Below are 26601 nucleotides of genomic sequence, written 5' to 3' on the forward strand. Positions count from 1 at the left end.
ACCCGAAAAGCCAGGTGCTTGATGTCCTTAAGTGCTTCGGCAAATTATTCCGCCAAAATTCTTAACGCCCGGAATTATTGGCACATATTTCGGGATTTACTCCTAACGACAACTGGGAATTCACCAACATACAATGCGCGCCATTTTGTGCTATGGCGATTTGAATATAAAGATGCTTCTGTCAGACCCAAAAAAACGTCGTTCCCGCCAGGATGGGGGTAGCCAGAGCCATGGAGGGCACGCTTCGACTTATCCATGCGGTTTGGGCTCGGCTAAGGACAGCGTGATCAGCGGTTTTTCCAACATGGCGGAAGCATCTTTATATTCAAATTTTAAACAGCCTGCTGATACGAAAACGACAAGCGGCTTGGGGCTAATACGTCCGGGCGCGCCAAAGTTTTCGATAAGTGCAAAACATGAATTATCAAGTTACTGAGGCTGTAATTGAAAATCGTAAAACTAAGGCGCGTCAAGGTGTTTTGCATGCTCATGCTTTTGTCGGCAGGCTTTACCGTGCGCGCTGCCGCTAAGTCTTTCGAAATTCAGGAGTTGGAGTTCAAAAACTCGCAGGTCTCCGACATCATCCGCGTACTGTCTGAAGACGCCAACGTCAATATCGTCGCCACGCCGGAAGCCGGCAAAAAGAACGTCACTATTTTTTTAAAAAAAGTCAGCTTGGAAGACGCGATCCGCACGATTTGCCGCATCAGCGATCTTTGGTATCGCCAGGATAATGGCGATGCCGGTACCTTTAGACTGATGACCAAGGAAGAGTACAGCAAAGATCTGGTGATGGGCCAAGACGACAATGTGCGCGTGTTTCAATTGCGCAACCCCAATGTCATGGCGGTGGCTATGGCTATCGAAAGTCTGTATGGAAATCGGGTGCGAGTGTCTTACGGCAACGCGATGATGTTGAGCGGCATGGGCAGCATGAACGGGCGTGGCGGCAACGGCCGTAGCGGCGGTTTCGGCAATAACCGCGGCATGGGCAATACCGGCTTCGGTGGCGGCATGGGTGGTTTTGGCGGCGGTTTCGGTGGTGGATTTCAAGGCGGCTTTGGCGGTGGCAGCGCCGGCAATATGTACGGCGGACGTAACAACCGTTTTTCCGGCGGCATGGGCAATCAAGGCGCAGCCGGTGGTCGCTACGGCAACTTGCAACAAGGTTTTCGCGAAGAAGTACCCAAGGATTTAAGCGTCGAACAACTCGCGGAACTCGGCGCCGACGGCAAACGTGTCGATCCCGGCGAACTGTCTGAGGTGTCCGGCATCAACAAAGTGATATACGTCACCATCAACGCTGAACACAATCAATTGATCGTCAAGACCAGCGACAATGCCATTCTTAAATCCATTTCCAGCCTGGTCGAACAGCTCGACAAGCCGCAAAACCAGGTGATGCTGGAAATGAAGATTATCGACGTCAAGGTTGGCGAAGACTTTAGCTCTTTGTTCAACTTCGAAATCAAAAATACCAAGATTCAAGGCGATAGCCTCAATCCTTTGATCATGGGTGGTGCAGCGGCCATGACCGGCGGCGGCAGTTTTGTTTACGAATTTCTTAGTGATAAGGTTAAGGCCAATATCGAATTTTTGGAGAAGAACAACCGCGTCAACGTGGTTTCCAATCCCATGCTGGTGGCGTCCAATCATCGCCCGGCTAACCTGTTCATAGGAGAGGAACGCATCATGGTGCGTGGCTATTCCATCGACAACATCGATAACCTGAATACCACCCGCACCATTTCCACCCCGGAAACCGAGTTAAAGGAAATCGGCACCACCCTGGAAGTCACCCCGCACATCAATGCCGACGGTACCATCCACATCCAGCTCAGGCAGGAAAACTCAACACTAAACGAGAGAGCCGCATCCATTCCGGTAACAAATAGCACGGGTGGAGTCGTGGTTGAATTACCGGTGGACACCGTTACTACGGCCCGCATGGAAGGCGAAATTTTTGCCAGGCACGGCTATACCGTCGCGGTGGGTGGTTTGATTCGCGACAGATTTTCTCGTGAAAGACGTAAGGTACCCTACCTTGCTGACATACCGCTGCTCGGTAACATTTTTAGACAAACTACCGACGCCGACAGTAAATCAGAAATGGTGTTGTTAATTACGCCTTACGTATTAAACCAGGGCAACGATCACCACGAAGAATACGATCCTACCGAAAAATACCACCGCTACGCACCGGACACCGCCATGCAAGCCAAGCCGGTGCCTAAACCGGAAAATCCCGACGAACCGGTTTGCGGCGAGTTTTGCGCGCCCCCGCGCCTGAGGGAGTCGGATCAATGAGCCGCGACAATTTAAAAACTCGGCGCGCGTTCCCGATACCGAACCAATTCTATGTCTGGAGTTTGCTGAGCCTGTTCCTGCTGGCCTGCACCGCCTGCCAGCCCAACCACATGGGCCTGGATACTCCCGCCGACATCGCCACCGAAAACTGCTACGCCTACCGCTACGGCGACAAATTGCGCAAGATCAATTTTGCCCAGGCCTTCGATTGGTGCCATCGCGCCGCTGGCTCGAGCGACGCAAACAGCCAGGCCCTGCTGGGCGAACTGTATTACCTGGGATTGGGCGGTCCGCAGGACATGACACTGGCGGCCCGCTGGTTCGAATCCGCCGCCCGCCAGGGGCACGCCCATGCCCAGTACATGCTGTATCGGGTGCACGCCACCAGTCCCAATCTGGAGCAGCAGGAAAAAGCCGAATATTGGCTGAATCAGGCCCGCCATAGTGGTTACAAACTGGCCTTGCCCGCGCAATGAACACGCTTGAATTGAATGAGGGAGAAATAGAGATGATGAGAAACCATAAGCACATGCAAGCCCAACCCGTCAAAAGCAAGCTGATGGAATTGCTTGATGAGGTATTGCAGCACGACGGCTTCGGCGAAATCCGCGTCGAGGTCAAAATTCTCAAGCGTCAGCAAAAAGAAGTGATTTTGCACTGCGGCAAACAATACCGTTTCGTGGTGGACAGCAGCTTACCGGGCCAAGCTTGATACTTGCAGTTGGCACGGTCCGTATGGCTATGCGGGAGATTGGCAATGAGGCCGCTTTAGCCTTATTAATTCGCCTCTTTGGCAAACAGGGGCCAGGGGAGATTTTCTAAATAATCCCCTATCTTTTTCTGCCCAGTGGGCACGAGGAAGACAGAGAATTCAGGACTAATCCGCGCACGGATGCGCATAACAAAACGAGTGTGATGGGGTCACATCAAAAAACCAAAAAATAAGATGACCAACAGGCTGCGTGAGGCAGTTGCGGCATTTACATTTGAGAAAACAGTATGAAAGGCAAACAACTGAAAAGACTGCAACACAGACAAGCGGGTTTCACCTTATTGGAACTGTTGGTGGTTATCACGCTGATCGCTACGTTGGCGACTGCGGCATTGGTGGCGTATGACGGTATCGGCGACAGCGCGCAAGCGACTGCCGCTTCTAATAGCACTTCTACCGCTGACGGCGCGATTCGTAACTACCGCGCGGTGACTCAACGTTTCCCTGATCAATGGGATAACTTGGTAACCACTGGTGGTGTCAGCCCTGGCTTCTTGTCTGAAAGGACTGCTCAGCGCTTTGCCAACTGGGCGGTACCAACTTCGGCCACACCGTTTGGTCAAGCTTTAAACACCGCGATGGCGGCAGTTGGAATTACGGAAATACAGCAACGGACCACTGCAACACCGACGACTGGTGTAGAACCTAACTTGCAACACAATGAAGGCGCCACCAACAATAACGGTGACGCCGCAGAGAACGACTGGGCCGCCGTAGCTAACGTCGCCATCCTGCCAACCTTTGGTACTGCGGCTTGTCAGGTCAACACAGTTGCACTGGGCGCTAAGCTAGACGGTACCGCTATGGCGGCTACGGACGGTGATCGTCAAAACGTCATCAACGACTCACTGGAAAGCGACCAATGCAACTTGGTAATTGCTCTGGGCTTTGGTCACGATGCCGCACATAGCACCAGCAATTCTTCTGTGGCTATTTCGACCGCGCCGACTTTCGTGAGCCAAAACATCAATCCTGCAACCACTTATGCTCGTTACATCGCCTTGTTCCACGTCGGTCAAGATGGCGCGAATGGGGGGGCCGAGGATAACAACATCGTTGCTGGTGAGTTGTTCACCAAACCCCGTCTGCTGGCGGTGGTTGACACCGAAGGCCGTATGATCGACGAAAACATCGCCGCTCAAAATCCTAACTAAGTTTAGCTAGGTACGCCGGTTCCCACGGCCCGCCGTGGGAATCCCTGCTAGCTCTGGGCTTTGTTGCAGAGTTTAGAGCTAGCAGGTACCGGGCCTATCGCCATTTCGGACGGTCGCATTTGGATCAGGTTGGCAGTGCAAATGGCAGCCTTTAGGCATTGCCGGGTGTAAGCGTCACAGCCAATTATTAAACACCACCTCGGGAGAGATTGCCCGAGTCCGGAGGCACCGGATGGCGACGGCGTTTTACCGCTCGGCAATCTGGATTTCGCTAGTCGTAAGTGCTCGAAGTGCAGCCCTGGCGGAATGGCGGCCTATTTTCCGGCCCGTAATCCCGTTCGCCTCAATGCCCTTGAGGATACTGAGCAAGGCCGAAGGACGAATGCTTATGCCCAAGGACGTAAGAGCCGCTCATGCTTCGAAAAGCGCAACACAACCAAAACCGACAACAAACGATGAAATCGCTCTACTTCTCCAAACTTCCACCGCTCAGCCTGTTGCTATTAGGCTTGCTGCCGATTTTGCCTTGGCTGGCGCCCTGGCATTTACAGCCGGTAATCACCTTTCATCTGGAATGGCTGGCGGTAGCCGGCGGATTGCTGGCTTGTGCGGCGGCATTGCCAGGCTTGTGGCGTAGCGAGCATTTGCAGCTGCCGCGCACGCTGTGGTTGCCTTTAACGCTGGCCGCCTATCTGGCTTTACAAACCACATTGTTGCCACAAGTCGTCGTACCCCATGCCTATATGGGGATCGCTTATTTGGCTTGGGCTGCGCTGATGATGGTTTTGATGGCTCATTTGCGGCAACAGTTTGGTGGCGAACGGGTCGGCGGCTGGCTGGCTGGTGGTTTGGTAACGGCTGCCGCGCTGGTGGCCTGGCGTGAGCTATTCGGGCGGTTATCCGGGGAAATCGGCGACTGGGGCGGCGTCGGCCAAGCCAACAACTACGGCGATTTCTTGGCCTTGGGCAGTGTGTCTTTACTGTACTGGCATGCGCTTGGTCGGCTACCTCGGTGGGTATTTGCATTCTGCGGGTTTAGCCTGATGCTGGGCTTGAGCCTGACGCCTTCTCGTAGCGTTTTATTGTATTGGCTAGCCATCTTTGTCATCGCTTGGCGCTACCGTTCCGCCTGGTTGAAACCCATTGGTTTAGGCCTTTTCGGCTATCTAGCCTTGCAGGGTTTGTGGTCTCTGGGTGTTTTGCCGGACGCGCAACTGAGCTCGGCGGAACGCATGCTACAACCAACCAGCGGCGCGTCGCCGCGCTGGCATATCTGGCAAGTGGCCTGGCACTTGTTTTTGCAGCAGCCCTTGCTGGGCCAAGGGTTCGGGCAATTCGATACTGCGTACTTTCAAGCTGGTCAATATATTCCGGCACTCCCCACCTACATCGAACACGCGCACAACTTGATTTTGCACTTGTTGGCCGAACTGGGTTTATTACCGGTATTGCTGCTGTTGTTGGCTATCAGCCGCTGGATTCGTCCGGTGCTGGCCGTGGGCGAGGGGACAACGCAGCAAGCGTTTAAAACTTGGCTGATGTTGTTGGCGGCCATTTTGGGCATTCACAGCATGTTGGAATACCCGCTGTGGTACGCGCCGTTTTTAGGGGTTGCCGCGATGGTATTGGGCTTGGGTGATGAGTTGAGCCGGCCGATAGCCTGGAAAAAAACCGGCACTGTCATAGCCGGCTTCTGCATTGCTGCCGCCGCGTCCGTGGCAGTTGTACATGAAACCCACTATCTGCGCATGGAGTTGGCGTTGTTAGCGACGGTGGCGCAACCCTCTCAGCAACGCTCCGATCATCTGGTGGATGTCTGTCAAAAAGCGGTGACGCAAGCGCCGCTGCTCGAGCCTTATGTGCCGATGATTTTTACGTTTACCGGTCAGCCCGATGATTTGGCGATGCGGCCGCAACTGACTGTATTGGCGGATGTTGCCGTGCGTTTTGTGCCGGCCAACAATTTAGTGTACCGGCTGGCGCTGATGCAAGCCCTGAACGGCGATCAGCAAGCATCCAAAAACACGCTGAGCCGGGCCTTGGCCGCTTATCCGAATGATGCCTCAAAGTTTATTGTCGACCTTTTCCATCTTAAAGGCCCGGACAGTGCCAAGGTTAATTTCATGTTGCCGATGCTGGCCTCCACGCTGGGTGCAAAAGTGGTCACCAGCAGCGGCGCGCCTGCCAAGCAACTTTAACTGAGACATATTTGATTGGGTGCCGATGCCGGCGTGACGCCAACTTAATGCCAGTGAATCGGAAACGAGGGCTGGCTAAGTTTTTAATTTTCACAAGCAAGTAAATGAGGTGTTTATTGTTTGTTTTTAGCGGGATGTTACGGTCCGTCGCCTGGCGCGATGTTGCCGCCGTGCGTTCCAAAACCGTGAAAATTCGGTCGCAAGCTGGTTTTACCCTGCTGGAACTATTGGCGGTGATTGCGCTGATGGCCGTGGTGGCTGGGATGGCGGTGCTGGCTTACGAAGGCGTGCAGGATCAAGGCCGCCAAGACGCTACCCGGTTTGAAATCGCGGAAATCCGCAATGCGTTGTTGCAGTTTCGCCGCGATAGCGGTAGCAACGATTTGCCGGGGCAGGGGGTTTATGTCTGCGAGGACCCGGCAAACGCCGGCAAAATCAACCCGGATTTAGTCAATTTACCTTCCGAAGCGGGCACTACCGACGCCGCAAAACTGGCCTGGTGCGAATCGCCGGCCAATTTCTGGATGCTGTTTGCCGATCCTTCCGGCAACGGCTGGAATCCGGACACCCATCGTGGTTGGAACGGCCCGTATTTGCAACGCAAAAGCGCTCTGATGAGTTATGCCGGTGTCGATAATTTGTGGGTGATTACCGATGCCTATCAAGCCAATTACCTCATGCTGGATTTGGATGACGCCGACAAAGCCCGGCTGGTCAGCCTGGGTCCGGATAAAACCGACGATAACCCAACGCCCGGCACTTGCCAGCTGGCCGGCGGTGGTGACGATACCGTGCTGTGTTTGTTGAGATGAACTTATTGATCGAAATCGCCAAAAACGCCAAAGCGCAGGCTATCACGCTCCGCCGTGGGAATCGATGCCAGCTTTTGGGCACAGCGAGTAGGGTGGATAAGCGCAGCGCATCCACCGCATGCAAACCTATCCCGGTGGATGCGCTGCGCTTATCCACCCTACCTGCTGCGGGTTTGAAAAGTTTGAGACCACAGCGCGGCTTTACCCTGTTGGAAATGCTGTTGGTGATTTTTTTGATGGCGCTGGTGGCGTCCACCGGCTTGATGCTGACCGAGGGCGTGGAAGACCAGGCCAAATACGACGAAACCAAACGCCGGATGGAACTGATCCGTAAAGCCATCGTCGGCGACCCGACTCGCACCGTGAACGGCGCGCCGGAGCTTAGCGGCTTTGTGGCGGATATGGGGCGCTTGCCCTTATGTTTGGCGGAGTTATTGAGGCTCGGTGATGAAGTGCTTCCGGCCACCGTTCCGAAAACCTTTAAATCGCCGTGCGATGGCACTGAAATCGTTAGCGAATGGTATTTGGATCAGAACACGGGTGTCGGCATAGGCTGGCGCGGCCCCTATTTACAGGTTATCCCGGAATCCGGCGGCGGCCTGCGATTTAGAGACGGCTATGGCAACGAGGGCGCAAATGCGGCCGCTGATGCGCTGGATTCAGGATGGGATTACAGCGTAACCGCAGCGACCGCCAGTTTAGCTAGCGAAGGCATGGATTTAGCTGTTGCCACCGATGACGTGGCCGCGCCGCAACTGATTGTCAGCGCCGATTGGCAGGTGCAAATACAGGCGGCAGTGAGTGTGACGTTTGAGAATCAAAGCGGGACAAAATTGCCAGCGTTAGACGCCAACTTAGTGTTGCGCCTTTATTTATCCGATTTGACGGATTATGTCGATTCGGACGAGGGAACGCCTGATTACTTGGTTTTGACAAGCCTATCAGTATCGGCGAGCGGTCAAAAAACCGAGAACTTTAAGTTGAGCACGCCGCCACTCTTGCCTATTGGACAACGCGGGTATGCGATTGTTTGTTACCAAGGTGGGACGGTTGACCCAGACGATTTTGTGATTTTCGACGGCGATTGCGATACCACTGGAGCCAATCCCAACCCGAAGCCAAACATCGCCAACATCCGCAGTTTCAGCGTCTCACCCCGCCAGACACTGAATTTGGCCCTTAATTGGATCATTCCATGAGTCCACTTTGTCCGAATCCGTCTCGCCATGTGCTTTCAGTGCGGGCCGTCACTGCCAATACGCTAAGGAAAAAGCTCCTTCTCCCTCCGGGAGAAGGTTGGGATGAGGGGATCAAAATATCGTTTTTTCCCTTATTTATTCCCCTCACCCTAACCCTCTCCCTGGGGGAGAGGGAATCACCTGCTGCTAATTTAATGGCAATGACCGAGGATCGTCGGGGCGCTAAGCGGCAGCGCCGAAAAAGCCACAGTCCGGAAACCGCTAAACAATCTCAAATGCCAAGCATCCATGAAATTTAACCGTTTTATCCCTTTTGCTATCCCGTCGCAGTTATTGGTCTGCGAGACCGACGGTTTTTCCTTGCGCGCCGCCGTGCTGCGCCGTGCCGATCAGGATATGGAATTGCTGTATCAGGCCAAAACCGAGCAGGTGGATATGGCCGAAGGCCTGAGCGATGTGCTGACTACGCTAAAAAGCCAGGGTTGGCAGGGCGGCGGTTCGGCGATTCTGTTGTCGCCGGCGGTGTTTTCCACGCTGGTGGAGTTACCGGTCAATCCCCGCAAACCCCGGCCGTTGTTGCAGATGTTGGAGCTGGCGCGCTGGGAAGCGGAGCCGCTGTTGTTGCAACACGTCACCCGCTGGTCGGTGGGGCATTTATTGGTGGGCCAAGGTTATATGACCGAGGAACAAGCGCGGGCGGTGATGGATTTGCAGCAAGGTAAATCCAGAGCCGGCGGCGGTTTGGCGTTGGCCGAGCAGTTTTCCTTACGGCGTTTCGGCGATCTGGCGGTGGAGTTGGGGTATATCAAACGCAGCCAGCTCAATGCGTGCTTGACCGGGCAGGAGTGGCTGAAAGCCGCCGACGAGGCCATCGAAGTCGGCTGGGCGGCGCAGAGTGCGGTGGACGATATACCCGGTACTTTTAACTGGCTGATTAGTTGCGTGCACCAAAGTTTATTGCAGCGCTGGTCGGACGCTTTCGCGCGGCAGGGTTTGAAATTGCAAACCATGTATCCCTTGACCGGTTGCAGCGCGGCCTTACTGCCACAGACAGAAACCCACGCGGTGCTGCTGGAGACTCAACCCGGTCTGGGGTTTAGCACGCGCATAGCCGCTGGCGGGATTACGGCCTTGCGCCACTATTTGAATCTGCACAAAGCGCCGCTGGATATTTGCCTGGAAAGCTATCACGCGCTGCATGCGCCGCCGCGCGAGCCGGTCTGGCTGGCTAGTTGGCCGCCGGCACCGGAGCTGGCCGCCAATTTGGAACACATGCTGGAACTGGACTTGCATCCGCTAAGCCATGCTGTCGTTGGCGATAAGGTCTCGCCGGGCATGGCCGGCGCGGCTTACCACGCCCTGGGTTTGGCCGAAGCTGAGCGTTGCGTGGGGGTGCGCTTGGGCGGCCCATTGCCGGCACTGCGTGATCGCTTGGAGGTACGGGCCGCGGCGCTGGTACTGCTGCTATTGGTGCTGGTCGGCGTGGCCGAGCTGTCGTTGTGGGCGCGCAAAAGTAGCGTCGAGAGCTACAAGCAGCAGGTGGACGCCAGCTGGCAAAGTATCGATGAGGCTATTAAGCGCATCAACGCCCAAGCGGCTGAAATCTCTCAGATCAAGGACAAGATCAAGAGTTTGCGCACCGAACAGTCGCGCCTGGAAAATCTGGCCCGCTTCTACGACGAAGATATTCCGGAGCGCATGGATTTGGTCAAAGGTGTGTTGGGTATGCTGCAAACGCTGGTTGACAATGAGGTGGTGATCGAGCGTTTGGATGAGCCGGACAAGTCGGCATTAAAACCGGCCGCGGCGCCGAATACGGCTCCGCCCAATCCTATCGACGCCAAGCGCATCGAAGCGGAAAACCTGGTGCTGGAGGCCTGGGCGCTCAGCGACAGCGCGGCGCAGACCTTTATCAAACGGGTGGGTGATGCCGCCGCCCGCTGGGATTTGCAGGTTCGCGAGCCCAAAGTGACTTTTGGCAAAGGGCCGCTGCAGAGCAACGGCTTCAGTATTTCCTTGCGGCTGGTCAAATTGGCCGAGCCGGACGGCAAAATCATTCGTTTATCCAATCCAAACCCCCATGAAACTACCCTCTTTGAGTAAGCGCGAACAATGGTTATCGGCCTTGGCTATCGGCGTGATCGTCATCGGCGGATACGCCGGGTTGCGCTGGGTGCCGGCCAACCGGGAAATCGGCCAATTGCAACAAACGGCGGAAGCCACCGATAAACGCCTGCGTACCGCCGAGATTCCGGAAGAGCCGGATGAGGACATTGAGCGTTTGAAGAGCCAATTAGCGGAACAAGAGCGTTTGCTGGCGGCTATCAAGGAGCAGTCGGACAGCGTGGAAAAACATCTGGCGCCGGACGACTCGCAGTTTCTGATTGTGAATATTTCCAAAGTGGCGCGGGATGCGCAGATTCATGTGCGCGCCAACGAGGTTTTCAAAGCGGCGGTAAGCAACAATGCCGCGCCGGTTGCGGCGGCACCGACAACCACCAAGAAAAGCCGGAAAAACAAACCGGCGACGGTGACGCCGGCCGCTGCCGCTGCCGCTGCGCCCATCGCTGCCGTGATTCCGCCGTTGAGTGCCGGTTGGGTTGCGCGCATGTCGCCGGGTTCGTTGTTGGAAAGGCCGCTGCGGCGCCTGGAGGTGGAGGGCTCCTACCTGGCCTTGAACCGCTTCATTCACGATTTGGACCGGCTGCCGTTTCAAGTGGCGGTGCTGCGTATCAGTGTCGAGCGCATGCCGGTGTTGGCGATGCCGGGTTATCCGCAATCCCTGCTGGCCGAAGTAATTTTGGCGCTGTAAGCGTATGGCTATCAATGACGAACATCTCTTGGACGCCGGTGTGCGCTGCGGCTTGGTGGAGGCCGCGCAACTGGAACGCCTGCGCCTGGAAGCCCGTCGGCAACGCTTAAGTCTGCTGGCTATGGTTCAGGCTCATTATCGCTTTCCCTTATCGGCGTTGCACCGGGCGGTGGCCGAGCAATACGGCATGCCGTATGTCGATCTGGATACTTTACAGGTGGAAAACACCTTGTTAAAAAAAATTCCGCCCAGTCTGGTGCAGCGTAAGTTGCTGTTGCCGGTTAGTGATGGCGAGCAGGTTTTGCTGATCTGCGGCGATCCGGGTGATCGGGCCGGCATCGATTCGGTGCAGCGCTTGCTGGGTCAGTTATTGCCGCTGGCAATGGCCGATCTGGCTTTATTGCAATTAAAGGTTAAGCAGGCTTTGGCCGGAAAGTCGGCGCCGGAACAAAGCGGCGCTGTGACGGCGGAGACCGATACCGATTTGGTAGCCATGTTGGACGGTATCATCCGCGAAGCCTATTTTTATCGGGCCTCGGATATTCACTTACTGCCGGATGCGCAGGGTCTGCGGGTCCGCTTGCGGGTGGACGGCAAATTGCGTGATTTTCCCTTGGTTGCTAACACTGGCGCGGCTGCCGCTTTGGTATCGCGGGTCAAGGTGCTGGCAGGCTTAGATATCGCCGAACAGCGTATGCCGCAGGACGGCGGTTTTTCTTATCATTTGCCCAGGCCCATCGACAAGGGCTTTAACATTCGGGTGGCGACTGCACCGACCCGGCTTGGCGAACGGATTACCCTAAGGCTGCTCGGCCAAGAGGCGTTTGGTTTGACGCTGGCCGATCTGGGCATGATGGATGAAGACTTACAGCAGTTTCGCAAGGTGATTCACCGTCCCTATGGCATGGTGTTGTTGACCGGTCCGACCGGGAGTGGTAAATCGACCACCTTGTTTGCCGCGCTCCAAGAAATCAACCGCGCCGACATCAACATCATGACCGTGGAGAACCCGATCGAATATGTGATGCACGGGGTTTCTCAATTGCAGACCGGGCCGAAAGTCAGTTTTGCCGATGCCCTGCGCTCGTTTTTGCGCCACGATCCGGACGTGCTGATGGTGGGCGAGATCCGTGACCCGGAAACCGCCGATGTGGCCGTAAAAGCGGCGATGACCGGGCATTTGGTGTTTTCGACGCTGCACACCAACAACGCGGTGAGCGCCGTCACGCGCTTGATCGACATCGGTTGCGAATCGTTCCTGATCGGTTCCACGGTGGCGGCGGTTATTGCCCAACGTTTGGTGCGCCGCTTATGCGGACATTGCCGCAAACCACGCTTGGCTACGCCTGCCGAGCTGGCGGAACTGGGGCGGGACGACGACGCCGTGCAGATTTACGAACCGGGCGGTTGCGTGATTTGCCAGGGCAGTGGTTTCCGCGGCCGGCTGGGATTGTTTGAAACGCTGTGGCTGGATGAAACGCTCGCCCGCTTGGTAGCGCGCGGCAGCGATGAGGAAACCTTGGAAGCCAGTGCCGGCGAGCGGCTGAGTTTTATGTGGGAGGACGGCTGCCGGAAAGTGCTGCTGGGCATGACTACGCTGGACGAGTTACGCGATGTGGCGGTCCACAAAACCCGCGGCATGCGTGGGGTAAACTGAGATGGCCGAATTTGTTTACACCGCCTTGGATGAGCGTGGCAACGAGATTGGTGGCAGGTTGCAAGCCGACGATATGGGTAATGCAGCATCACAATTGCGCCAGCGCGGCTTGCGAGTTTTGGCATTGCGGCAGGGACGCGGCAGCAGCGGTTTTTTCGGGCAGGCCAATTTCTCGGACTGGTTGGCCTCGCAACGTTCGGTAACGAACACGGCGTTGATATTCTTTTTCAGGCAAATGAGTTTTATGCTGCGGGCGGGCCTTCCGGTGGCCCAGGCCCTGGAGCTGGCCCAGGCGCAATTGACCAATCCGCGCTTGAATTTGACTTTACGCCTGATGCTGAAGGACATTCGGGTGGGCCAATCGCTGTCGTCGGCGATGAGTAAGCACAAGGCGGTGTTTCCGGAAATGGCGATCAATTTGGTGGTTGCCGGCGAAACCACGGGCGATTTGGACCAAATCATGGAAAGGTTGGCGATACATCTGGATAAAAGAGCCGCTTTGCGGGCGCAGACCATCAACGCGATGATTTATCCGGCGATTGTGGTGCTGGCGGCAATCGGCGTCGGCATTTTCATGGTGGTAAAAATCATCCCCAAATTCAGCAAGTTTTTGATGGGCAAAGGTAAAGCCTTGCCGCCGTCTACCCAGTTGCTGGTGGATATATCCGACTTCGTGCGCCAGCATGGCCTGTGGCTGGTCGGCGGTGCGGCGGCTTTGCTGCTGCTGGTGATATTGATTTATCAAACCCGTAACGGCCGCTTGTGGATAGACCGGCTGTTGCTGCGGCTGCCGGTGATCGGTTCGTTGCTGGTGACCGGTGCCATGGCACAGATGAACTGGGCGCTGTCGATTCTGCTGCGTAGCGGTGTGACGGTGTTTGAAGCGTTGAAAATTACCGCTAATTTGCTGGGCAACCGGGTTTATGTCGATCAGTTGCTGGCCGCATCGAACCAGATTTTAGAGGGGCGGGATATTGCGCGCAGCATCGATCATCCACGCATTCCGCCGCTGGTGGTGCAGATGGTTGCAGTAGGCGAAGGGACCGGGGCGCTGGACGAGGTGTTACAGGAACTGGGGCTTTATTACGAAAAGCTGTTGGAAATTGCGATCAAGCGCCTGTCGGCCCTGATCGAGCCGGTGATGATTTTGGTCATAGGCTTGATGGTAGGCTTTGTCTATTATGCATTCTTTCAAGCCTTATTCTCTTTGGTATCGGGGCATTAAATGAGTTTGTCGAATTCAATCAAGCCGATTGCCGGCCTTGTTTTTTCAATGGCGGCATTAGCCGCGCAGGCTCTGGAAGCGCCGGCCACGCCGCTGCCTTTGACGCCTGCGGCGCCGAAGCAGTTGCGCGATCCGTTCACGCCCAGCGAACTGATGTACGAAACGGCTGGCGAGCAGGGCGGCACCGCCGCCGGTGCGTATGGGTTTATGCCAAATCAGGAAACCATGAAGGTGCCTAACCTTAAACTACGCGGCTTATTGAATCCGTCCGGCAAGGCCTTTATTGCTCTGTTGGAAGTCAGCGGTGTCGGTACTTTTATGGTTCGCGAGGGCGATGAATTCAATTTCGACCCCTCGCAACCCAAGAACGCGATCCGCGTCAGTAAAATTACCCGGCTGAGCGTGACCGTTGAAACCGGTACCTTGGGTTCGATCAGAGTATTGCGCTGAGCGGTTTTAGATAAGGTTTACTGATTGAGTATGTTTAGGTTGACGGCGATGTGGGCCAATTCGGTGGTGGTCTGCACCTGCAGTTTTTTCTTGATTTGCGTCGCGTAGTTGGCGATGGTTTTATTGCCCAAACACAGGTGAACGGAAATTTTCGAGACCGTCAGGCCTTGGGCCAGTAGCCGGAAAATATCGAACGCGCGCGGCGAGAATGCATCGATCAGCGCTTGATACTGCACATTGGCGGAAGGCTCGTTCGCGGGTTTAAGCAGGCCGGGTTCCGTATAACCTTTACCTTGCATAATGCTTTCTATCGCCGGCAACAATAGATTCGGTGCCATGTTTTTAGTGATGTACCCTTGCGCGCCGGCATCCAAGGCGCGCCGCACGTAAACTTGTTCGTGATAGATGCTGTATACCAAAATCCGCGCATCAGCATCCCGCGCGACGATCCGGCGAATGGCTTCCAGACCGCCGATTCCCGGCATGGATAAATCCATGACCACCAGATCCGGCTTGGAGTCGCCATAAAGCTGAATGGCTTGTTCGCCGCGTTCCGCTTCGGCGATGACTTCGACATTGCCACTAACCGACAACAGCATGCGAAATCCTGCGCGTACCACGGCATGGTCGTCGACTAACAATATTTTTAGGGTGTTGCTCATGGCAGCGGTGGAATGGATTGGTGTCATAAATTTCGAAACGGGGCTCTGGATATAAGCTGATGTTTCGGCCTTAAAGTTGACGGCTATTATCCAGGAGGAAATTCCTGGATTGATGCGGGAAAAATTCTTTTTATGAGCCGGGAAAATGGGGGAGGGGGAATTGCAACTGGCTATGTCAATCTATCGCTTCTGTTGGTCATTCGGCGCTGGGCGCGATTAGTTCAATTCGGCCAATAACTGAGCGATCATGCTGTTGGCCTGGTTCAAGTAACCGCTGCCGAACAGATTAAGATGGTTAAGGATATGGTAAAGGTTGTAAAGGGTTTTACGGGTTTTGTAGCCGGGGTCCAGCGGATATTCGGCTTGATAAGCCGCATAAAAATCGCGGCTGAAACCGCCGAATAATTCGGTCATGGCCAGATCGGTTTCACGGTCTCCGTAATAGCAAGCCGGGTCGAAGATTATCGGTTGTCCTTGGTTGTCTGCGGCAGCATTGCCGCCCCACAAGTCGCCGTGCAGCAAGGATGGGTGAGGGCGGTAATCGCTAAAAAAATCGCCAATTCTTTCCAGCAGTTTTCCCCCTTGGCTCTGCAGCGCTCCGCGATAACCGTTGGCGGCGGCAAACTGTAATTGTTTGCCCAGGCGTTGTTGCTGCCAAAAACTGACCCAATCGTCGTATCTAGTATTGTGCTGTGGCGTGGAGCCTATGGTGTTGTCGATGTGCCAGCCGAAATAGGCTTGCGGTCGCTGGTGCAGCAAGGCCAGTTGTTCGCCGAATAAGCTGGCGCTACGGCTATGCAACGCGCCCAATTCGATGAATTCCAACACCAGATAAGCGTGTTGTTGACATTCGCCAAAGCAAATCACCTTGGGCACGCGCACCGCGCCGATGTCGGCCAACTCGCGTAAACCGGCCGCTTCCGCTACAAACATCTCTGCCAGGCTTGCCCGGTTTAATTTGATGAACCAGTCGATATTGGCGGCTTGCAGCCGGTAAGCGCTGTTGATGTCGCCACCGCCGATAGTGCTGAGGCGGTGGTTGTTAAGAGACTGGCCGGTTTGGGTTTCGAGATGGCTAACTAAGGGTTGCAGCGCGGCCATGGTTAATTACCTTGCTACTTTGCCCAACTGTCGCGCAAGGTCACGGTACGGTTAAACACCAATTTTTCCGCGGTGCTGTCGGCATAGTCCAGGCAAAAATACCCGGTGCGCTCAAATTGATAACGGGTATCCGGCGTGGCGGCTGCCAAACTGGCTTCTACCCGGCAATCAGTCAACACTTCCAGCGAATTGGGATTGATGCCGTCCAGGAAATTATCCAGCGTGTCCGGGTTGGGGTGGCTGAATAACCTGTCGTATAAACGTAATTCGGCGGGCAGGGCGTGTTGTTCAGAAACCCAATGGATTACGCCTTTTACTTTGCGGCCTTCGGGGTTTTTGCCTAAGGTGGCCGGATCGTAGCTGCAACGCAGTTCGATGACATTACCGGCTGCGTCTTTAATCACTTCCTCGCATTTGATCACATAGGAGCCGCGCAAGCGCACTTCGCCGCCTGGCACCAAACGCTTGAAGTCTTTAGGCGGGTTTTCCATGAAATCGTCTTGTTCGATCAAAATGGTTTTGGAAAAGCTGACTTCGCGGCTGCCCATTTCCGGTTTTTGCGGATGGTTGGCGATTTGATAAGTTTCGGTTTTACCGTCTTCCCAGTTGCCGATCACCACTTTTAACGGTCTCAACACAGCCATCGCTCTGGGCGCGCGTTCGTTCAAGTCTTCACGGATGCAGTTTTCCAGCACGCCCATTTCGATCCAGGAATCGTTTTTGGTGACGCCGATGCGTTCGCAGAAATCGCGAATCGCTTCCGGGGTAAAACCGGCCCGGCGCAGGCCGGAAATAGTCGGCATCCGGGGATCGTCCCAGCCGTTGACGTGCTTTTCGGTGACCAATTGCAGAAGTTTACGCTTGCTGACGATGGTGTATTCCAATTGCAAGCGGGCGAATTCGATTTGCTGTGGATGGCAAGGGGTTTGCAACTTGTCCAGCACCCAGTCGTAGAGTGGGCGGTGATCTTCAAATTCCAGGGTGCAGATCGAGTGGGTGATGCCTTCCAAAGCATCGGAAATGCAATGGGTGTAGTCGTACATGGGGTACAAACACCAGGCATCGCCGGTACGTTGGTGATGAACACGGCGAATGCGGTAGATGGTCGGGTCGCGCATATTAATGTTAGGCGAGGCCATATCGATTTTGGCGCGCAGCACATACTGGCCGTCAGCAAATTCGCCGGCCCGCATGCGGGTAAATAAATCCAGGTTTTCTTGGATGGAGCGGCTACGGTCCGGGCTTTCTTTACCGGGTTCGGTCAAGGTGCCGCGGTCCGCGCGCATTTGTTCCGGGGTCGAACTGTCGACATAGGCATCGCCTTGTTTAATCAACTGCACCGCGTAAGCGTAGAGTTGTTCGAAATAGTCGGAAGCGTGATATTTTCCGGCCCATTTAAACCCTAACCATTGCACGTCGCGTTCGATGGCTTCCATATATTCGACGCTTTCTTTTTCCGGATTGGTGTCGTCAAAGCGCAAGTTACAAGTGCCTTGGTTCTCGGCGGCCAGTGTGAAATTCAGGCAAATCGATTTGGCGTGGCCGATGTGCAGATAGCCATTGGGTTCGGGGGGAAAGCGGGTGGCAACTTTGCCGTTGTTTTTGTTGGCGGCCAGATCGGCGGCAATGATGTGTCTAATAAAGTTGGATGATACGGGGCTATCGGAAGCTGACATGTTTGAGTAAATGGCTGTGGTTTTGATGAGTTAGGCGGAGATTTCTGACTTAATCTGCATTTTAACGAGTTTGGTCGGAATTCGTAAAGGCGGCATCGCTAGCTGCTTACACAGCAAAATTGAAGCAAAAATCAGTGTAACTATCTGTATCAAAAGATTTTTACTAAATTATTAGCACTCTCGTGTTTCGAGTGCTAGAATTCGGTTAACGTTAATTTATTCCGCGGAAACGAGGGTGATATGAACAACAGCTTGGCTTTGCCGATCAATTTATCGGTTGGGACGTTTGATTCTTACTTGAACTTAGTCGCCCAAATGCCCAAACTCAGCGTCGAGCAGGAGCAGGACTTGGCGTTACGTTACCGGGATGAAGGCGACCTGAATGCTGCGCGTGAGCTGGTGATGTCCAATTTGCGCTTCGTGGCTCATGTAGCCAGAGGCTATGCCGGTTACGGTTTGCCGTTGGCGGACATTGTACAGGAAGGCAATATCGGCTTGATGAAAGCGGTCAAGCGTTTCGACCCCGACATGGGTGTGCGCTTGGTGTCGTTTGCCGTACATTGGATCAAAGCGGAAATTCACGAATATGTGATTAAAAACTGGCGCATCGTTAAAGTTGCTACCACTAAAGCGCAGCGCAAACTGTTTTTTAATCTGCGTAAGTTTAAAAACGACTTGAACTATCTATCGCAAGACGATGCGGAAGCGATAGCAGAGAACCTGGACGTGGACGTCAAAACGGTTTACGAAATGGAACGGCGTTTGGACGGTCGCGATATAGGACTTGAGCCAACGGGCGATGACAGCGAAGATCATGTGCAAGCACCCATCGCTTATCTGGAACAGCATGGTGCCGATCCGGCTTTATTGCTGGAAAATAGCGACTGGGAAGACCGCAAGGAAGAATTGCTGATGGATGCCATGGCTGGCTTGGACGACAGAAGCCGCGATATTCTGGCTAGCCGCTGGTTGGTGGAAGAAAAAGCCACTTTGCACGAATTGGCGGACCGTTATCAAGTGTCGGCCGAGCGTATCAGACAGCTTGAACAAAACGCCATGAAAAAGCTGAAAGCAGCGGTAATATTGGCAGCGTAAAAAATAGTTTGGCATTTCTGCAAAAATCAGTATAATGACGCTTTCTTTGCCGGGGTGGTGAAACTGGTAGACGCGCCGGATTCAAAATCCGGTTCCGAAAGGAGTGTCGGTTCGATTCCGACCCTCGGTACCAAAGAAAGATTTAGAGAAGTGCAAGAACATACAGAAACCCGCAAGCCATAAGGCTTAGCGGGTTTTTTATTGTCCAAAGAAGTGCAACAAAATGCAGTGACATACACCGCAAACAGTGACACGATTAGTGACACGCGCTAAAGTAACGCCTAAACGTATCACTGCGAATCACTTTCGGTGTCACTCGATGGCTAAGAATCTCAATAAAGACACGGTCTACAGGGCAGCTAAGCCTAAAGACAAGGACTACACCATCAACGACGGCGAATGCTTGACGTTGTTGGTCAAAGCCAACGGTTCAAAACTTTGGCGGTTCATCTATCGATTTAAGGGTAAGCAGAATCGGCTTGGCTTTGGATCGTACCCCGAAACCTCCCTCGAAAGCGCCAGGCGCAAAGCTGAGGCCGCCCGCGAGCAGATTGCCAATGGCATAGACCCCGGCGAAATTCGCAAGCAGGAAAAGGCCGACATCCAACAAACCACCGAAGCTCAAAATCGCCTTGATGCTGGTCTGCCACTAATCAACAGCTTCGAATATGTAACTCGCGAATGGTTAGCCTCAAATGCTCACACCGTCCGCGACATCACCCATCAAAAGAAACTCCGCCGCTTTGAGCTGTATGTATTCCCGGCGGTCGGCCAAATGCCGATTGGCGAGGTTAAATCGCCGGATGTTTTCGCCGTCGTGCGGCCGTTGATTATCAAAAACCAATTGGAAACCGCGCATAGGGTACGCTCAGACATCAGCGGCGCCTTTGCCTATGCCATCGCCCACGGCTTCACCGATTACGACCCGGCGCAAGCTGTCGGCGCTCAAATACCCGCGCAAAAAGTCATTCATAACGCCGCGATTACTGACCCCAAAGAAGTCGGCCAATTACTGCGGGACATTACTCACTATCAAGGTACCTTTGTTGTGCAAACCGCGCTCAGGCTATCGCCTTACCTGTTCCAGCGGCCTGGCGAGATTCGGCAGATGGAATGGAAAGATATTGATCTTGCGGCCATGGAATGGCGCTACTTCGTCACCAAAACCGAAGTGCAACACATTGTCCCGCTGTCACGCCAGGCGGTGGCAATATTGGAAGCCATCAAACCGTTAACCGGCGTTGGTCAGTACGTGTTCCCATCCAGCCGTGGCGACGGCCGGCCAATGTCCGACGGTACCGTTCGCACGGCGTTGAAAACACTAGGCTATGAAAAGGACGTAATGAGCGCCCACGGTTTTAGAACCACCGCGTCTACGCTGCTCAATGAACAAGGCTGGTCGCCGGATGCAATCGAGCGGCAGTTGTGCCACATGCCCAAGGATCAGGTGAGGGCGGCCTATAACCGCGCGCAATACTTGGACGAGCGCCGCCGCATGATGCAGGCCTGGGCGGATTATCTGGACGGACTGAAAGCGGGGGCGGATGTGATCCCGTTTCGCAGGGTCGTTTAAACCGAATAACCAAGCCTAGCCCGACGGGGCGAAAGCCGGTCTCCTTGCCGGTTGGCTTGGTTCCTATCAGGGCAAACGCTTTAGGAGGCGTTGTGATTAAGCGCGAATATTATTCTTTAAAAGATTCAGTGGATATCTTTGGTCTTAGCGAAGCTGATCTTCTTCATTTTGGAGCAACGAGTAGGATTCCGATCTACATTCTTCTAGCTAACTGGCGTGTGCGGAGCTTTATCAGGAAAGGCAAAGTCCATTATGAGTCTTCAGATTCCTCAATATATAAAAAACTACTCCCGAGGTGCTTGCTGCAATATGAGGCTGGGGTTTTGAATGTTGAGCCATTGATTGAGCCTGAAGAGTTGCTTATCACGGTAAATGGGCTGGAGGATGTTGACAATACAGAAAAAGCCTTTTATGGCCTTGATAAAAGTACAGGCATTTGGAGTCGGTCTGTTGGGGATAAGGTTTTTTTTCTTGAGAGGCCTGGATACCATTATCCGTCTTATGAAGAATTAGCCGATTATCAGCGACGCGGGGGGGGTGTTGACGACATTTATCCCAATCCCGTTTTGCTTAGCGAATGTGTAATGGTGGTTATGTCCGCAGATATGGATAGGTTATTGGAAAAACCCCTTTACATTCAAAACGATAATATTGAAACCTCGGTTCAAGATAAGTTAAGAAGAGACATTGACAAGTGGCTGTATGAAACTTGGATTTCTGAAGGCAAGCCCGGCGGCAATCGTTATTTGGGAAGGTTAAAGAAATATCGCCGACAAGCCGCCGTCGGGGGTGTAATTATTGATGTTTGGACGGAGGCCAAGTGCTCGGGCTTTTCTTGGGAAACTAAAACTTCTAGTGGTTTTATGGCTTTGAAAACACTAAATAACAAGGTCACTAGCTTTAAAAAACTTACTGGCAAATAGCTGTCAAGCGAAATGTTGTTAAAAAATTCCTGACAGCGTTTCCCGAAATTAAAAAAATTTCCCGACAGTTTTTCCCGTTTCTCACAGTAGGGAAATTCGGGAAAATATCGCACTTAGGATAGCGCCATTGTTCAACAAAGCCCAAAGGAGGCTTGGCAATGGTAGCAAAACCCGACAACGCGCAACGCGCACCAACCGCAAACCGCCGCAGACAGCGGAATAAAATCACTTATACTCCAGCACCTTTGCCGGCTGAAGGCTTCGTTAGATTGCCATCGGTCTTGGGAGTGCTGGGTGTGTCAAAAAGCACCTTCCTCAATGGCGTAAAAGATGGCAAGTATCCGGCGGGAACGTTGCTTTCCCCGCGCTGCCGTGTCTGGCCGGTAGACGATATTCGGGCATTGCTCGATAAGATTGGGGGTGCGTAATGCCAGCCAAAAAAGCCCCTCAAGACGAACTTATCAAGATGCGCCTCGCCATTGCGGCGGCTGAGGCTGAAACCGCCACGGAATCCCGGATTAAGTCAGCCATCGCAACCGAAGCGGCGAAGATTCCCGGCTCATCGCGCAACCAGTGCCGCAAGTTAATTGACGCGCTTGGCTGTCTGTTTCTGGAGTTGGAAATAGAAATGCTGGAGCCCGTCGCGTGTCCGCATTGTGGCCATCAAATCGAAGAAACCGGCGGTGCGCAATGAGCTTTCAGCATATCGAAGACGCCGCCCGCACTGCGCTGGCCGATTATGGGCTGTTACCGCCTAAGTATTTCAAGCGCGACACCTTCCAAGTGGTTGATGTCGAAGATGGTAGACCCGGAAACGGTGCGGGCAGGATTAAGATTTTTATTGACGGTAAAGGTGGTGTCGTCCAAAACTGGAAGACCGGCGAAAAGGGTTCATTCTTTTTGAATGCTGAAGGTCAAGCCACCGCACTATCCGAAGCCGAGCGCCAACGGATCGAGTGCGAGCGCAAGCGCCGCCAAGCCGAGGAATTAGCTCGTATGGATCGTGCAGCCAAACGGGCTTTGGCCACCTGGACGGCAGCCGAACCCGCGCCGTTAGATCATCCTTACTTGCTGGAAAAGCAAATCAAGCCCCATGCTGCCCGCGTTGGCACCTGGAAGCGCACCGTTACCGACGACGCCGGCACTAAGCAAACGGTATCGATTGCGAATAGCTTGCTGATACCGTTATTCGACCACACCGGCGCCCTCCGCAGCCTGCAAGCGATTTTTCCCGATAAGCATCCATTGTTCACGCGCAATAAAGACTTTTTGCCAGGCGGTGGTCTGGCTGGGCTGTTCTGGTGGATCGGGGCGAAAACCGACGTCGTGCTGATTTGCGAAGGCTTTGCCACTGCGGCCACGCTGTATGAGAAAACCCGTATCAAGACTTATCTGGCGTTCACGGCAAACAATCTGTTGGCGGTTGGGCGAATCGTGCGTGAGAAGTTGCCGAACGCCACGATTGTGTTTGCTGCCGACAACGACACCGAAACCGCCGGCAATCCAGGACTGAGCAAGGCCAACGAGGCCGCCGCAGCGGTGGGCGGTTCGGTCATCGTGCCACCGATACCGGACGCGGATTTCAACGACTATCAAATTTTTTTGAACGGTGGCAGCCATGTCGGATAAGCCCAAAACCCCGCCGATTCTGGAAGTTGTTAACGGTGCGAAGAAGCCGCCAACCGCCAAGAAAGCCGGCACCCAAAAGCCAACCGGCAACGGTGGCGGAGGTAGTGGTGGTGGACGCTCAACCCCGCCGGAAAAGTTCGGCGAGTACCTGATAAAAAATGGCGCGTTTCATCAATCCCGCGCCGTTAAGGCCGGGCCGGATGGGTCCGGCTTTGTGGAGTTTCCGCTGTGCGATTTTGTCTGCTCAATCAAGGAGGAAGTGACCGCCGAAGACGGTTTAAACGATGCGGCCTTTCTGCGAATCGAAGGCCGGCGCGGTGATGGTTTGCCGCTGCCGGCGGTCGATGTACCGGCCAAGTCGTTCTTTTCATCGCAAGCCTGCTGGCCTAACGAGGCTTGGGGTTCTCGGGTGTTCGTTTATCCCGGCACGGCCAAACGCGACAACCTCCGCGCCGCCGTGCATCAATTCAGCCGCTTGTCGGGCGATATACCGCGCAGGGTGGTCTATCGCTTCACCGGTTGGAAAAAGATAGACGGCGCCTGGCACTACTTGACCGGATCAGGGGCTATGACTGCCGCCGGACTGATCGATGGCGTTCAAGTCGATTTAGGTCCGGGCAACATGGGCCGCTATGCGCTGCCGACAGCGTTGGCCGGCGATGACTTGAAACAGGCGGTTGCCGATGCCATGCTGTTGTTGGACGTGGCACCCAGCCGGCCGCATATCGGCGCGGCCTTGTTGGCAGCGGTGGCGCGGGCGCCGCTGGGCGAGTGCCAGCAAACCGATTTTGCCGTCTGGTTGCATGGTTTGACTGGTTCTCGTAAGTCCGCCCTGGCCGCCATCGCTCAAGCCTTTTATGGCGATTTCACCGCCCGCAGCTTTCCGGCGAACTGGTCCGATAGTGCGAATGATGCCGAGGCCAAAAGCCATCAGAGCAAAGACGGCGTGTTTTGTATTGACGACTTCCGCCCTTCGGTTAACCGTGTCGAAGCCGAGAAGCAGCACGCGATGGCCGAGCGGATTATTCGCGGTACAGGCAACGGGGCCGGACGGGGTCGCCGCACGGCCAATATGCAGGCGCAAGCCGCGCCGTTCAATCGATCAATGATGATCGTAACCGCCGAGGATTTACCCCGTGGGCAATCGTTATTAGGGCGATTGTTGATACTGGAATTAGGCCGCGCCGACGTTGATAACCCCACGCTCAGCAAACTACAGCACGCCGCTCAGGCTGGACGATTTCCAGGGCTGATGTCTGCCTATCTGCAATGGCTGGCACCGCGCATGGATCGATTGAAAGCCGAATTTCCTAAGGTGGTGGAACAGCTACGCAACGCCGCGATTCGCGACGGCTTCGCCAGCAGTCACCCGCGAGCACCGGAGATTTACAGCAACCTGCTAGGCGGTGCTGAAACCTTTATGGAGTTTCTGGAAGACGCCGGCACCCTGACCAGCGAACAGGCCAACGTGGTGTTGGCCGAGCTTGAGAACTGCTTAAAGCAGGCATTCAGCGAACAGGGCGCATACCAAACCGAACAAGATGAAGTCGAGCGATTCTTGCAATTGTTACGGGCCGCGTTCAGCTCAGGCAATGGTCACATTGCCACCGTTATCAAGCAGGGGCCGCCCGTTACCCGGCCATTTAGCTGGGGTTGGCGCAGTTCCGGCAAGGATTTGAACGGCGATGACATGTATAAGCCGATGGGCGATTGTTGCGGCTGGTATGCCGAACCCAGGGATGCACAGCCCGCCGAGGTATGGATGGAGCCTAACACCGCCTTCAAGATCGTCCAAGAGTTCGCCCGCCATCAAGGCGACAGCTTTCTGATTTCTGCCGGTTCTCTATGGCGTCGGATGGCTGAGCGGGGCTTGTTGTTAAAGATGGAGCACGACGGCGGCGGTAAGCCACGCCCAACCATCAAGCGCACTATTGCGGGCCGGTCGGTGCGTGTGCTGGTTCTGGATGCCGGCCTTGTTGAATCCGGTTAAGCCCCTTCCGCCAAACGTGGAAGGTTTAGCCAAATTTTAAAATTGATATTCGCCGATGATTTCGGCATTAACCGTGAAGGAGAATTCACATGAAGACAGTAAGACTTGTTGGAGATTTGGAAAAATACAAACCCGTCTGGACGCTGGACGTTAAAACCCCGGCTGAAGCGTTGCGGGCGATAGGTGTACAGCGCGATGGATTTTTAGCTGAGTGCGACGCCGGGCATTATGTGGCGGTGCTGATTGATCTAAAAGACCAGGATCGCTCCAGACTCGTGACGGGTGATAATGCGTTCGACCCGTGGTCAGACGAGGAGCTTTGGGTTATGCCTACCGCGAGAGGTGAATATGGCTTTGATGCTGCGATATGGGCTGGAGTCGCGACGGCATTAACCGAAGCGGGTGTAGCTGCTGGGGCGGCCGTCGCGGCCGCTGAGATTGCGGTTGCGTTGGCTAACATAGCTATATCGATAGCGTTGTCTTCCATCGCCAGCCTGATTACCAGCAAAAAGAAAAACACGCCAGCAACTCAGCAAGAGCGCCCGGAAAACAAGCCTTCATTCATCGCCGATGGCGCGGTCAATCTTACGGCTGCCGGCCATCCACATCCCATTTTATTTGGAGAAGTGCCGGATTGCGGCTGCATGATTCTATCGTCTGATTACTGGGTAGAGGATATCCCCGTATAAGTAAGCCGCCCTTTCATATGTTCCCCGCTCCCCATTATTGGTGCGCCATAGGGTAGCGGGCCTGCGGTCGGCTGATTATTTAGCCGGTGCCGTTGCTGAAAAAAATATAAGGGTATGTATAAAAAATCTGGGGAATCTGGGGAGATAAGTCTGTAAGCCTTGATACATAAGGCTTTCAAGCTCCCCAGATTTTTAAAATGGTTGGGGAGATTCCCCAAAAATCTGGGGAGCGTCCAACCCTGGCAAGCTGGACAAATCGACATGGCCGGATCGGAAACCGCGTCAATTTCACCCGATAAGCGCCATCTCCCCAAATAAATCTGGGGAGATTCCCCAGATTTTTAGAGGGGTTGGGGAGCTTGAAAGCCGCGTCGCGCGTGGCTTGGCGGGCTATCTCCCCAGATTCCCCAGATTTTTTGTATAGGGTATAGAAGGAATATTTTTTTAGTGCCCGCCGTCGTTGGATGCATGGCCGGGCGGAAGCCGCCCAATTTATGCGCAGTCATGCCCCCCAGGGGCGGGTCAAAAGTCTAGGGGTTTGCTGTCCCTTTGCGTCGCCCTAGCTAAATTTTCGCTGGGGGGATTTTATAAATAGAAAAAGCCCATGTGGATAAAGCAAGCCAAGGCCTTGGACTTACTCACACCCCTACCAGCTACCCCACCAAAGACCGCCGCCA

At 54.4% G+C, this 26601-nt stretch carries 23 protein-coding genes and 1 tRNA gene; 21 read left to right on the top strand and 3 right to left on the bottom strand.

Features of this window, described 5'->3' with window-relative positions; translation table 11 throughout:
- The first annotated feature begins 483 nt into the window (after positions 1-483).
- From ACWAU0_RS15585 to ACWAU0_RS15640, 12 genes are all read left to right on the top strand, one after another.
- The gene (locus tag ACWAU0_RS15585) at positions 484-2307 is read left to right on the top strand and encodes a secretin GspD/PilQ domain-containing protein (RefSeq protein WP_458137193.1); all 1824 of its coding nucleotides are present in this window, start codon (positions 484-486) and stop codon (positions 2305-2307) included.
- On the top strand, positions 2304-2783 hold the full coding sequence (locus tag ACWAU0_RS15590; RefSeq protein ID WP_458137194.1) for a tetratricopeptide repeat protein: 480 nt from the start codon (positions 2304-2306) through the stop codon (positions 2781-2783). The genes ACWAU0_RS15585 and ACWAU0_RS15590 overlap by 4 nt, the downstream gene beginning before the upstream one ends.
- 32 nt (positions 2784-2815) lie before the next feature.
- Positions 2816-3019, top strand: a complete 204-nt coding sequence (locus ACWAU0_RS15595) for a hypothetical protein (protein ID WP_201799028.1) — start codon at positions 2816-2818, stop codon at positions 3017-3019.
- Between the two features lie 287 nt (positions 3020-3306).
- On the top strand, positions 3307-4233 hold the full coding sequence (locus ACWAU0_RS15600; RefSeq protein ID WP_101051906.1) for a type II secretion system protein: 927 nt from the start codon (positions 3307-3309) through the stop codon (positions 4231-4233).
- A gap of 455 nt (positions 4234-4688) precedes the next feature.
- On the top strand, positions 4689-6431 hold the full coding sequence (locus ACWAU0_RS15605; protein WP_165786267.1) for a PglL family O-oligosaccharyltransferase: 1743 nt from the start codon (positions 4689-4691) through the stop codon (positions 6429-6431).
- Positions 6432-6565: 134 nt separating this feature from the next.
- Positions 6566-7243, top strand: coding sequence for a type II secretion system protein (locus ACWAU0_RS15610; protein ID WP_165786268.1), 678 nt, complete (start codon positions 6566-6568; stop codon positions 7241-7243).
- A complete protein-coding gene (locus ACWAU0_RS15615) occupies positions 7240-8442 on the top strand; it encodes a type II secretion system protein (protein ID WP_458137195.1) in 1203 nt (400 codons plus the stop codon). The genes ACWAU0_RS15610 and ACWAU0_RS15615 overlap by 4 nt, the downstream gene beginning before the upstream one ends.
- Before the next feature lie 288 nt (positions 8443-8730).
- A complete protein-coding gene (locus ACWAU0_RS15620) occupies positions 8731-10545 on the top strand; it encodes a hypothetical protein (RefSeq protein ID WP_458137196.1) in 1815 nt (604 codons plus the stop codon).
- Entirely contained in the window at positions 10523-11254 is a 732-nt protein-coding gene (locus ACWAU0_RS15625; RefSeq protein WP_458137197.1) for a hypothetical protein, read from the top strand. The genes ACWAU0_RS15620 and ACWAU0_RS15625 overlap by 23 nt, the downstream gene beginning before the upstream one ends.
- A gap of 4 nt (positions 11255-11258) precedes the next feature.
- Positions 11259-12911 (top strand): GspE/PulE family protein, encoded by a 1653-nt coding sequence (locus ACWAU0_RS15630; protein ID WP_458137198.1) that lies wholly within the window; start codon positions 11259-11261, stop codon positions 12909-12911.
- 1 nt (position 12912) lies between these two features.
- Complete coding sequence (locus ACWAU0_RS15635) at positions 12913-14136, top strand: type II secretion system F family protein (RefSeq protein ID WP_458137199.1); 1224 nt, start codon at positions 12913-12915, stop codon at positions 14134-14136.
- Positions 14137-14586: a hypothetical protein gene (locus ACWAU0_RS15640; protein WP_205800343.1), complete on the top strand. Its 450-nt coding sequence runs from the start codon at positions 14137-14139 to the stop codon at positions 14584-14586.
- Positions 14587-14603: 17 nt separating this feature from the next.
- Here ACWAU0_RS15640 and ACWAU0_RS15645 read toward each other — a convergent pair whose 3' ends face one another.
- The 3 genes from ACWAU0_RS15645 to ACWAU0_RS15655 all read right to left on the bottom strand — a co-directional run bounded on the left by ACWAU0_RS15645 (position 14604) and on the right by ACWAU0_RS15655 (position 18025).
- The gene (locus ACWAU0_RS15645; protein WP_458137200.1) at positions 14604-15275 is read right to left on the bottom strand and encodes a response regulator transcription factor; all 672 of its coding nucleotides are present in this window, start codon (positions 15273-15275) and stop codon (positions 14604-14606) included.
- Between the two features lie 189 nt (positions 15276-15464).
- The gene (locus ACWAU0_RS15650) at positions 15465-16349 is read right to left on the bottom strand and encodes a fructosamine kinase family protein (protein ID WP_458137201.1); all 885 of its coding nucleotides are present in this window, start codon (positions 16347-16349) and stop codon (positions 15465-15467) included.
- 14 nt (positions 16350-16363) lie between these two features.
- A complete protein-coding gene (locus ACWAU0_RS15655) occupies positions 16364-18025 on the bottom strand; it encodes a glutamine--tRNA ligase/YqeY domain fusion protein (protein WP_458137202.1) in 1662 nt (553 codons plus the stop codon).
- A 240-nt stretch (positions 18026-18265) separates the two neighbouring features.
- Between ACWAU0_RS15655 and rpoH the strand changes: the two genes are divergently transcribed.
- The 9 genes from rpoH to ACWAU0_RS15700 all read left to right on the top strand — a co-directional run bounded on the left by rpoH (position 18266) and on the right by ACWAU0_RS15700 (position 25924).
- On the top strand, positions 18266-19120 hold the full coding sequence (rpoH, locus tag ACWAU0_RS15660; RefSeq protein WP_319961376.1) for an RNA polymerase sigma factor RpoH: 855 nt from the start codon (positions 18266-18268) through the stop codon (positions 19118-19120).
- Between the two features lie 48 nt (positions 19121-19168).
- Positions 19169-19253: transfer RNA gene (locus tag ACWAU0_RS15665), tRNA-Leu, on the top strand.
- A 186-nt stretch (positions 19254-19439) separates the two neighbouring features.
- Positions 19440-20693, top strand: coding sequence for a tyrosine-type recombinase/integrase (locus ACWAU0_RS15670; protein ID WP_171694906.1), 1254 nt, complete (start codon positions 19440-19442; stop codon positions 20691-20693).
- A 92-nt stretch (positions 20694-20785) separates the two neighbouring features.
- Positions 20786-21616 (top strand): hypothetical protein, encoded by an 831-nt coding sequence (locus ACWAU0_RS15675; protein WP_171694907.1) that lies wholly within the window; start codon positions 20786-20788, stop codon positions 21614-21616.
- 158 nt (positions 21617-21774) lie between these two features.
- Positions 21775-22044 carry a helix-turn-helix transcriptional regulator gene (locus ACWAU0_RS15680; protein ID WP_171694908.1) on the top strand — a complete coding sequence of 90 codons (270 nt, stop codon included), beginning with the start codon at positions 21775-21777 and terminating at the stop codon, positions 22042-22044.
- Positions 22044-22310, top strand: a complete 267-nt coding sequence (locus ACWAU0_RS15685) for a hypothetical protein (RefSeq protein ID WP_171694909.1) — start codon at positions 22044-22046, stop codon at positions 22308-22310. The genes ACWAU0_RS15680 and ACWAU0_RS15685 overlap by 1 nt, the downstream gene beginning before the upstream one ends.
- Complete coding sequence (locus ACWAU0_RS15690) at positions 22307-23245, top strand: toprim domain-containing protein (protein ID WP_171694910.1); 939 nt, start codon at positions 22307-22309, stop codon at positions 23243-23245. The genes ACWAU0_RS15685 and ACWAU0_RS15690 overlap by 4 nt, the downstream gene beginning before the upstream one ends.
- Entirely contained in the window at positions 23235-25235 is a 2001-nt protein-coding gene (locus tag ACWAU0_RS15695; RefSeq protein ID WP_171694911.1) for a cell wall-binding protein, read from the top strand. Before ACWAU0_RS15690 ends, ACWAU0_RS15695 begins: the two co-directional genes overlap by 11 nt.
- 89 nt (positions 25236-25324) lie before the next feature.
- A complete protein-coding gene (locus ACWAU0_RS15700) occupies positions 25325-25924 on the top strand; it encodes a tail assembly protein (RefSeq protein WP_171694912.1) in 600 nt (199 codons plus the stop codon).
- The last annotated feature ends 677 nt before the right edge of the window (positions 25925-26601 follow it).

The organism is Methylomonas sp. Uni0009, from assembly GCF_054188105.3.

Excerpts from the sequence above, each read along its gene's own strand:
- ACWAU0_RS15630 (WP_458137198.1), top strand. The coding sequence starts at position 11,259 with ATGGCTATCAATGACGAACATCTCTTGGACGCCGGTGTGCGCTGCGGC.
- ACWAU0_RS15615 (WP_458137195.1), top strand. The coding sequence starts at position 7,240 with ATGAACTTATTGATCGAAATCGCCAAAAACGCCAAAGCGCAGGCTATC.
- ACWAU0_RS15620 (WP_458137196.1), top strand. The coding sequence starts at position 8,731 with ATGAAATTTAACCGTTTTATCCCTTTTGCTATCCCGTCGCAGTTATTG.
- ACWAU0_RS15695 (WP_171694911.1), top strand. The coding sequence starts at position 23,235 with ATGTCGGATAAGCCCAAAACCCCGCCGATTCTGGAAGTTGTTAACGGT.
- ACWAU0_RS15595 (WP_201799028.1), top strand. The coding sequence starts at position 2,816 with ATGATGAGAAACCATAAGCACATGCAAGCCCAACCCGTCAAAAGCAAG.
- ACWAU0_RS15600 (WP_101051906.1), top strand. The coding sequence starts at position 3,307 with ATGAAAGGCAAACAACTGAAAAGACTGCAACACAGACAAGCGGGTTTC.
- ACWAU0_RS15645 (WP_458137200.1), bottom strand. The coding sequence starts at position 15,275 with ATGACACCAATCCATTCCACCGCTGCCATGAGCAACACCCTAAAAATA.
- ACWAU0_RS15610 (WP_165786268.1), top strand. The coding sequence starts at position 6,566 with ATGTTACGGTCCGTCGCCTGGCGCGATGTTGCCGCCGTGCGTTCCAAA.
- rpoH (WP_319961376.1), top strand. The coding sequence starts at position 18,266 with ATGAACAACAGCTTGGCTTTGCCGATCAATTTATCGGTTGGGACGTTT.
- ACWAU0_RS15640 (WP_205800343.1), top strand. The coding sequence starts at position 14,137 with ATGAGTTTGTCGAATTCAATCAAGCCGATTGCCGGCCTTGTTTTTTCA.
- ACWAU0_RS15650 (WP_458137201.1), bottom strand. The coding sequence starts at position 16,349 with ATGGCCGCGCTGCAACCCTTAGTTAGCCATCTCGAAACCCAAACCGGC.
- ACWAU0_RS15685 (WP_171694909.1), top strand. The coding sequence starts at position 22,044 with ATGCCAGCCAAAAAAGCCCCTCAAGACGAACTTATCAAGATGCGCCTC.
- ACWAU0_RS15700 (WP_171694912.1), top strand. The coding sequence starts at position 25,325 with ATGAAGACAGTAAGACTTGTTGGAGATTTGGAAAAATACAAACCCGTC.
- ACWAU0_RS15605 (WP_165786267.1), top strand. The coding sequence starts at position 4,689 with ATGAAATCGCTCTACTTCTCCAAACTTCCACCGCTCAGCCTGTTGCTA.
- ACWAU0_RS15670 (WP_171694906.1), top strand. The coding sequence starts at position 19,440 with ATGGCTAAGAATCTCAATAAAGACACGGTCTACAGGGCAGCTAAGCCT.
- ACWAU0_RS15625 (WP_458137197.1), top strand. The coding sequence starts at position 10,523 with ATGAAACTACCCTCTTTGAGTAAGCGCGAACAATGGTTATCGGCCTTG.
- ACWAU0_RS15655 (WP_458137202.1), bottom strand. The coding sequence starts at position 18,025 with ATGTCAGCTTCCGATAGCCCCGTATCATCCAACTTTATTAGACACATC.
- ACWAU0_RS15680 (WP_171694908.1), top strand. The coding sequence starts at position 21,775 with ATGGTAGCAAAACCCGACAACGCGCAACGCGCACCAACCGCAAACCGC.
- ACWAU0_RS15585 (WP_458137193.1), top strand. The coding sequence starts at position 484 with ATGCTCATGCTTTTGTCGGCAGGCTTTACCGTGCGCGCTGCCGCTAAG.
- ACWAU0_RS15690 (WP_171694910.1), top strand. The coding sequence starts at position 22,307 with ATGAGCTTTCAGCATATCGAAGACGCCGCCCGCACTGCGCTGGCCGAT.
- ACWAU0_RS15590 (WP_458137194.1), top strand. The coding sequence starts at position 2,304 with ATGAGCCGCGACAATTTAAAAACTCGGCGCGCGTTCCCGATACCGAAC.
- ACWAU0_RS15635 (WP_458137199.1), top strand. The coding sequence starts at position 12,913 with ATGGCCGAATTTGTTTACACCGCCTTGGATGAGCGTGGCAACGAGATT.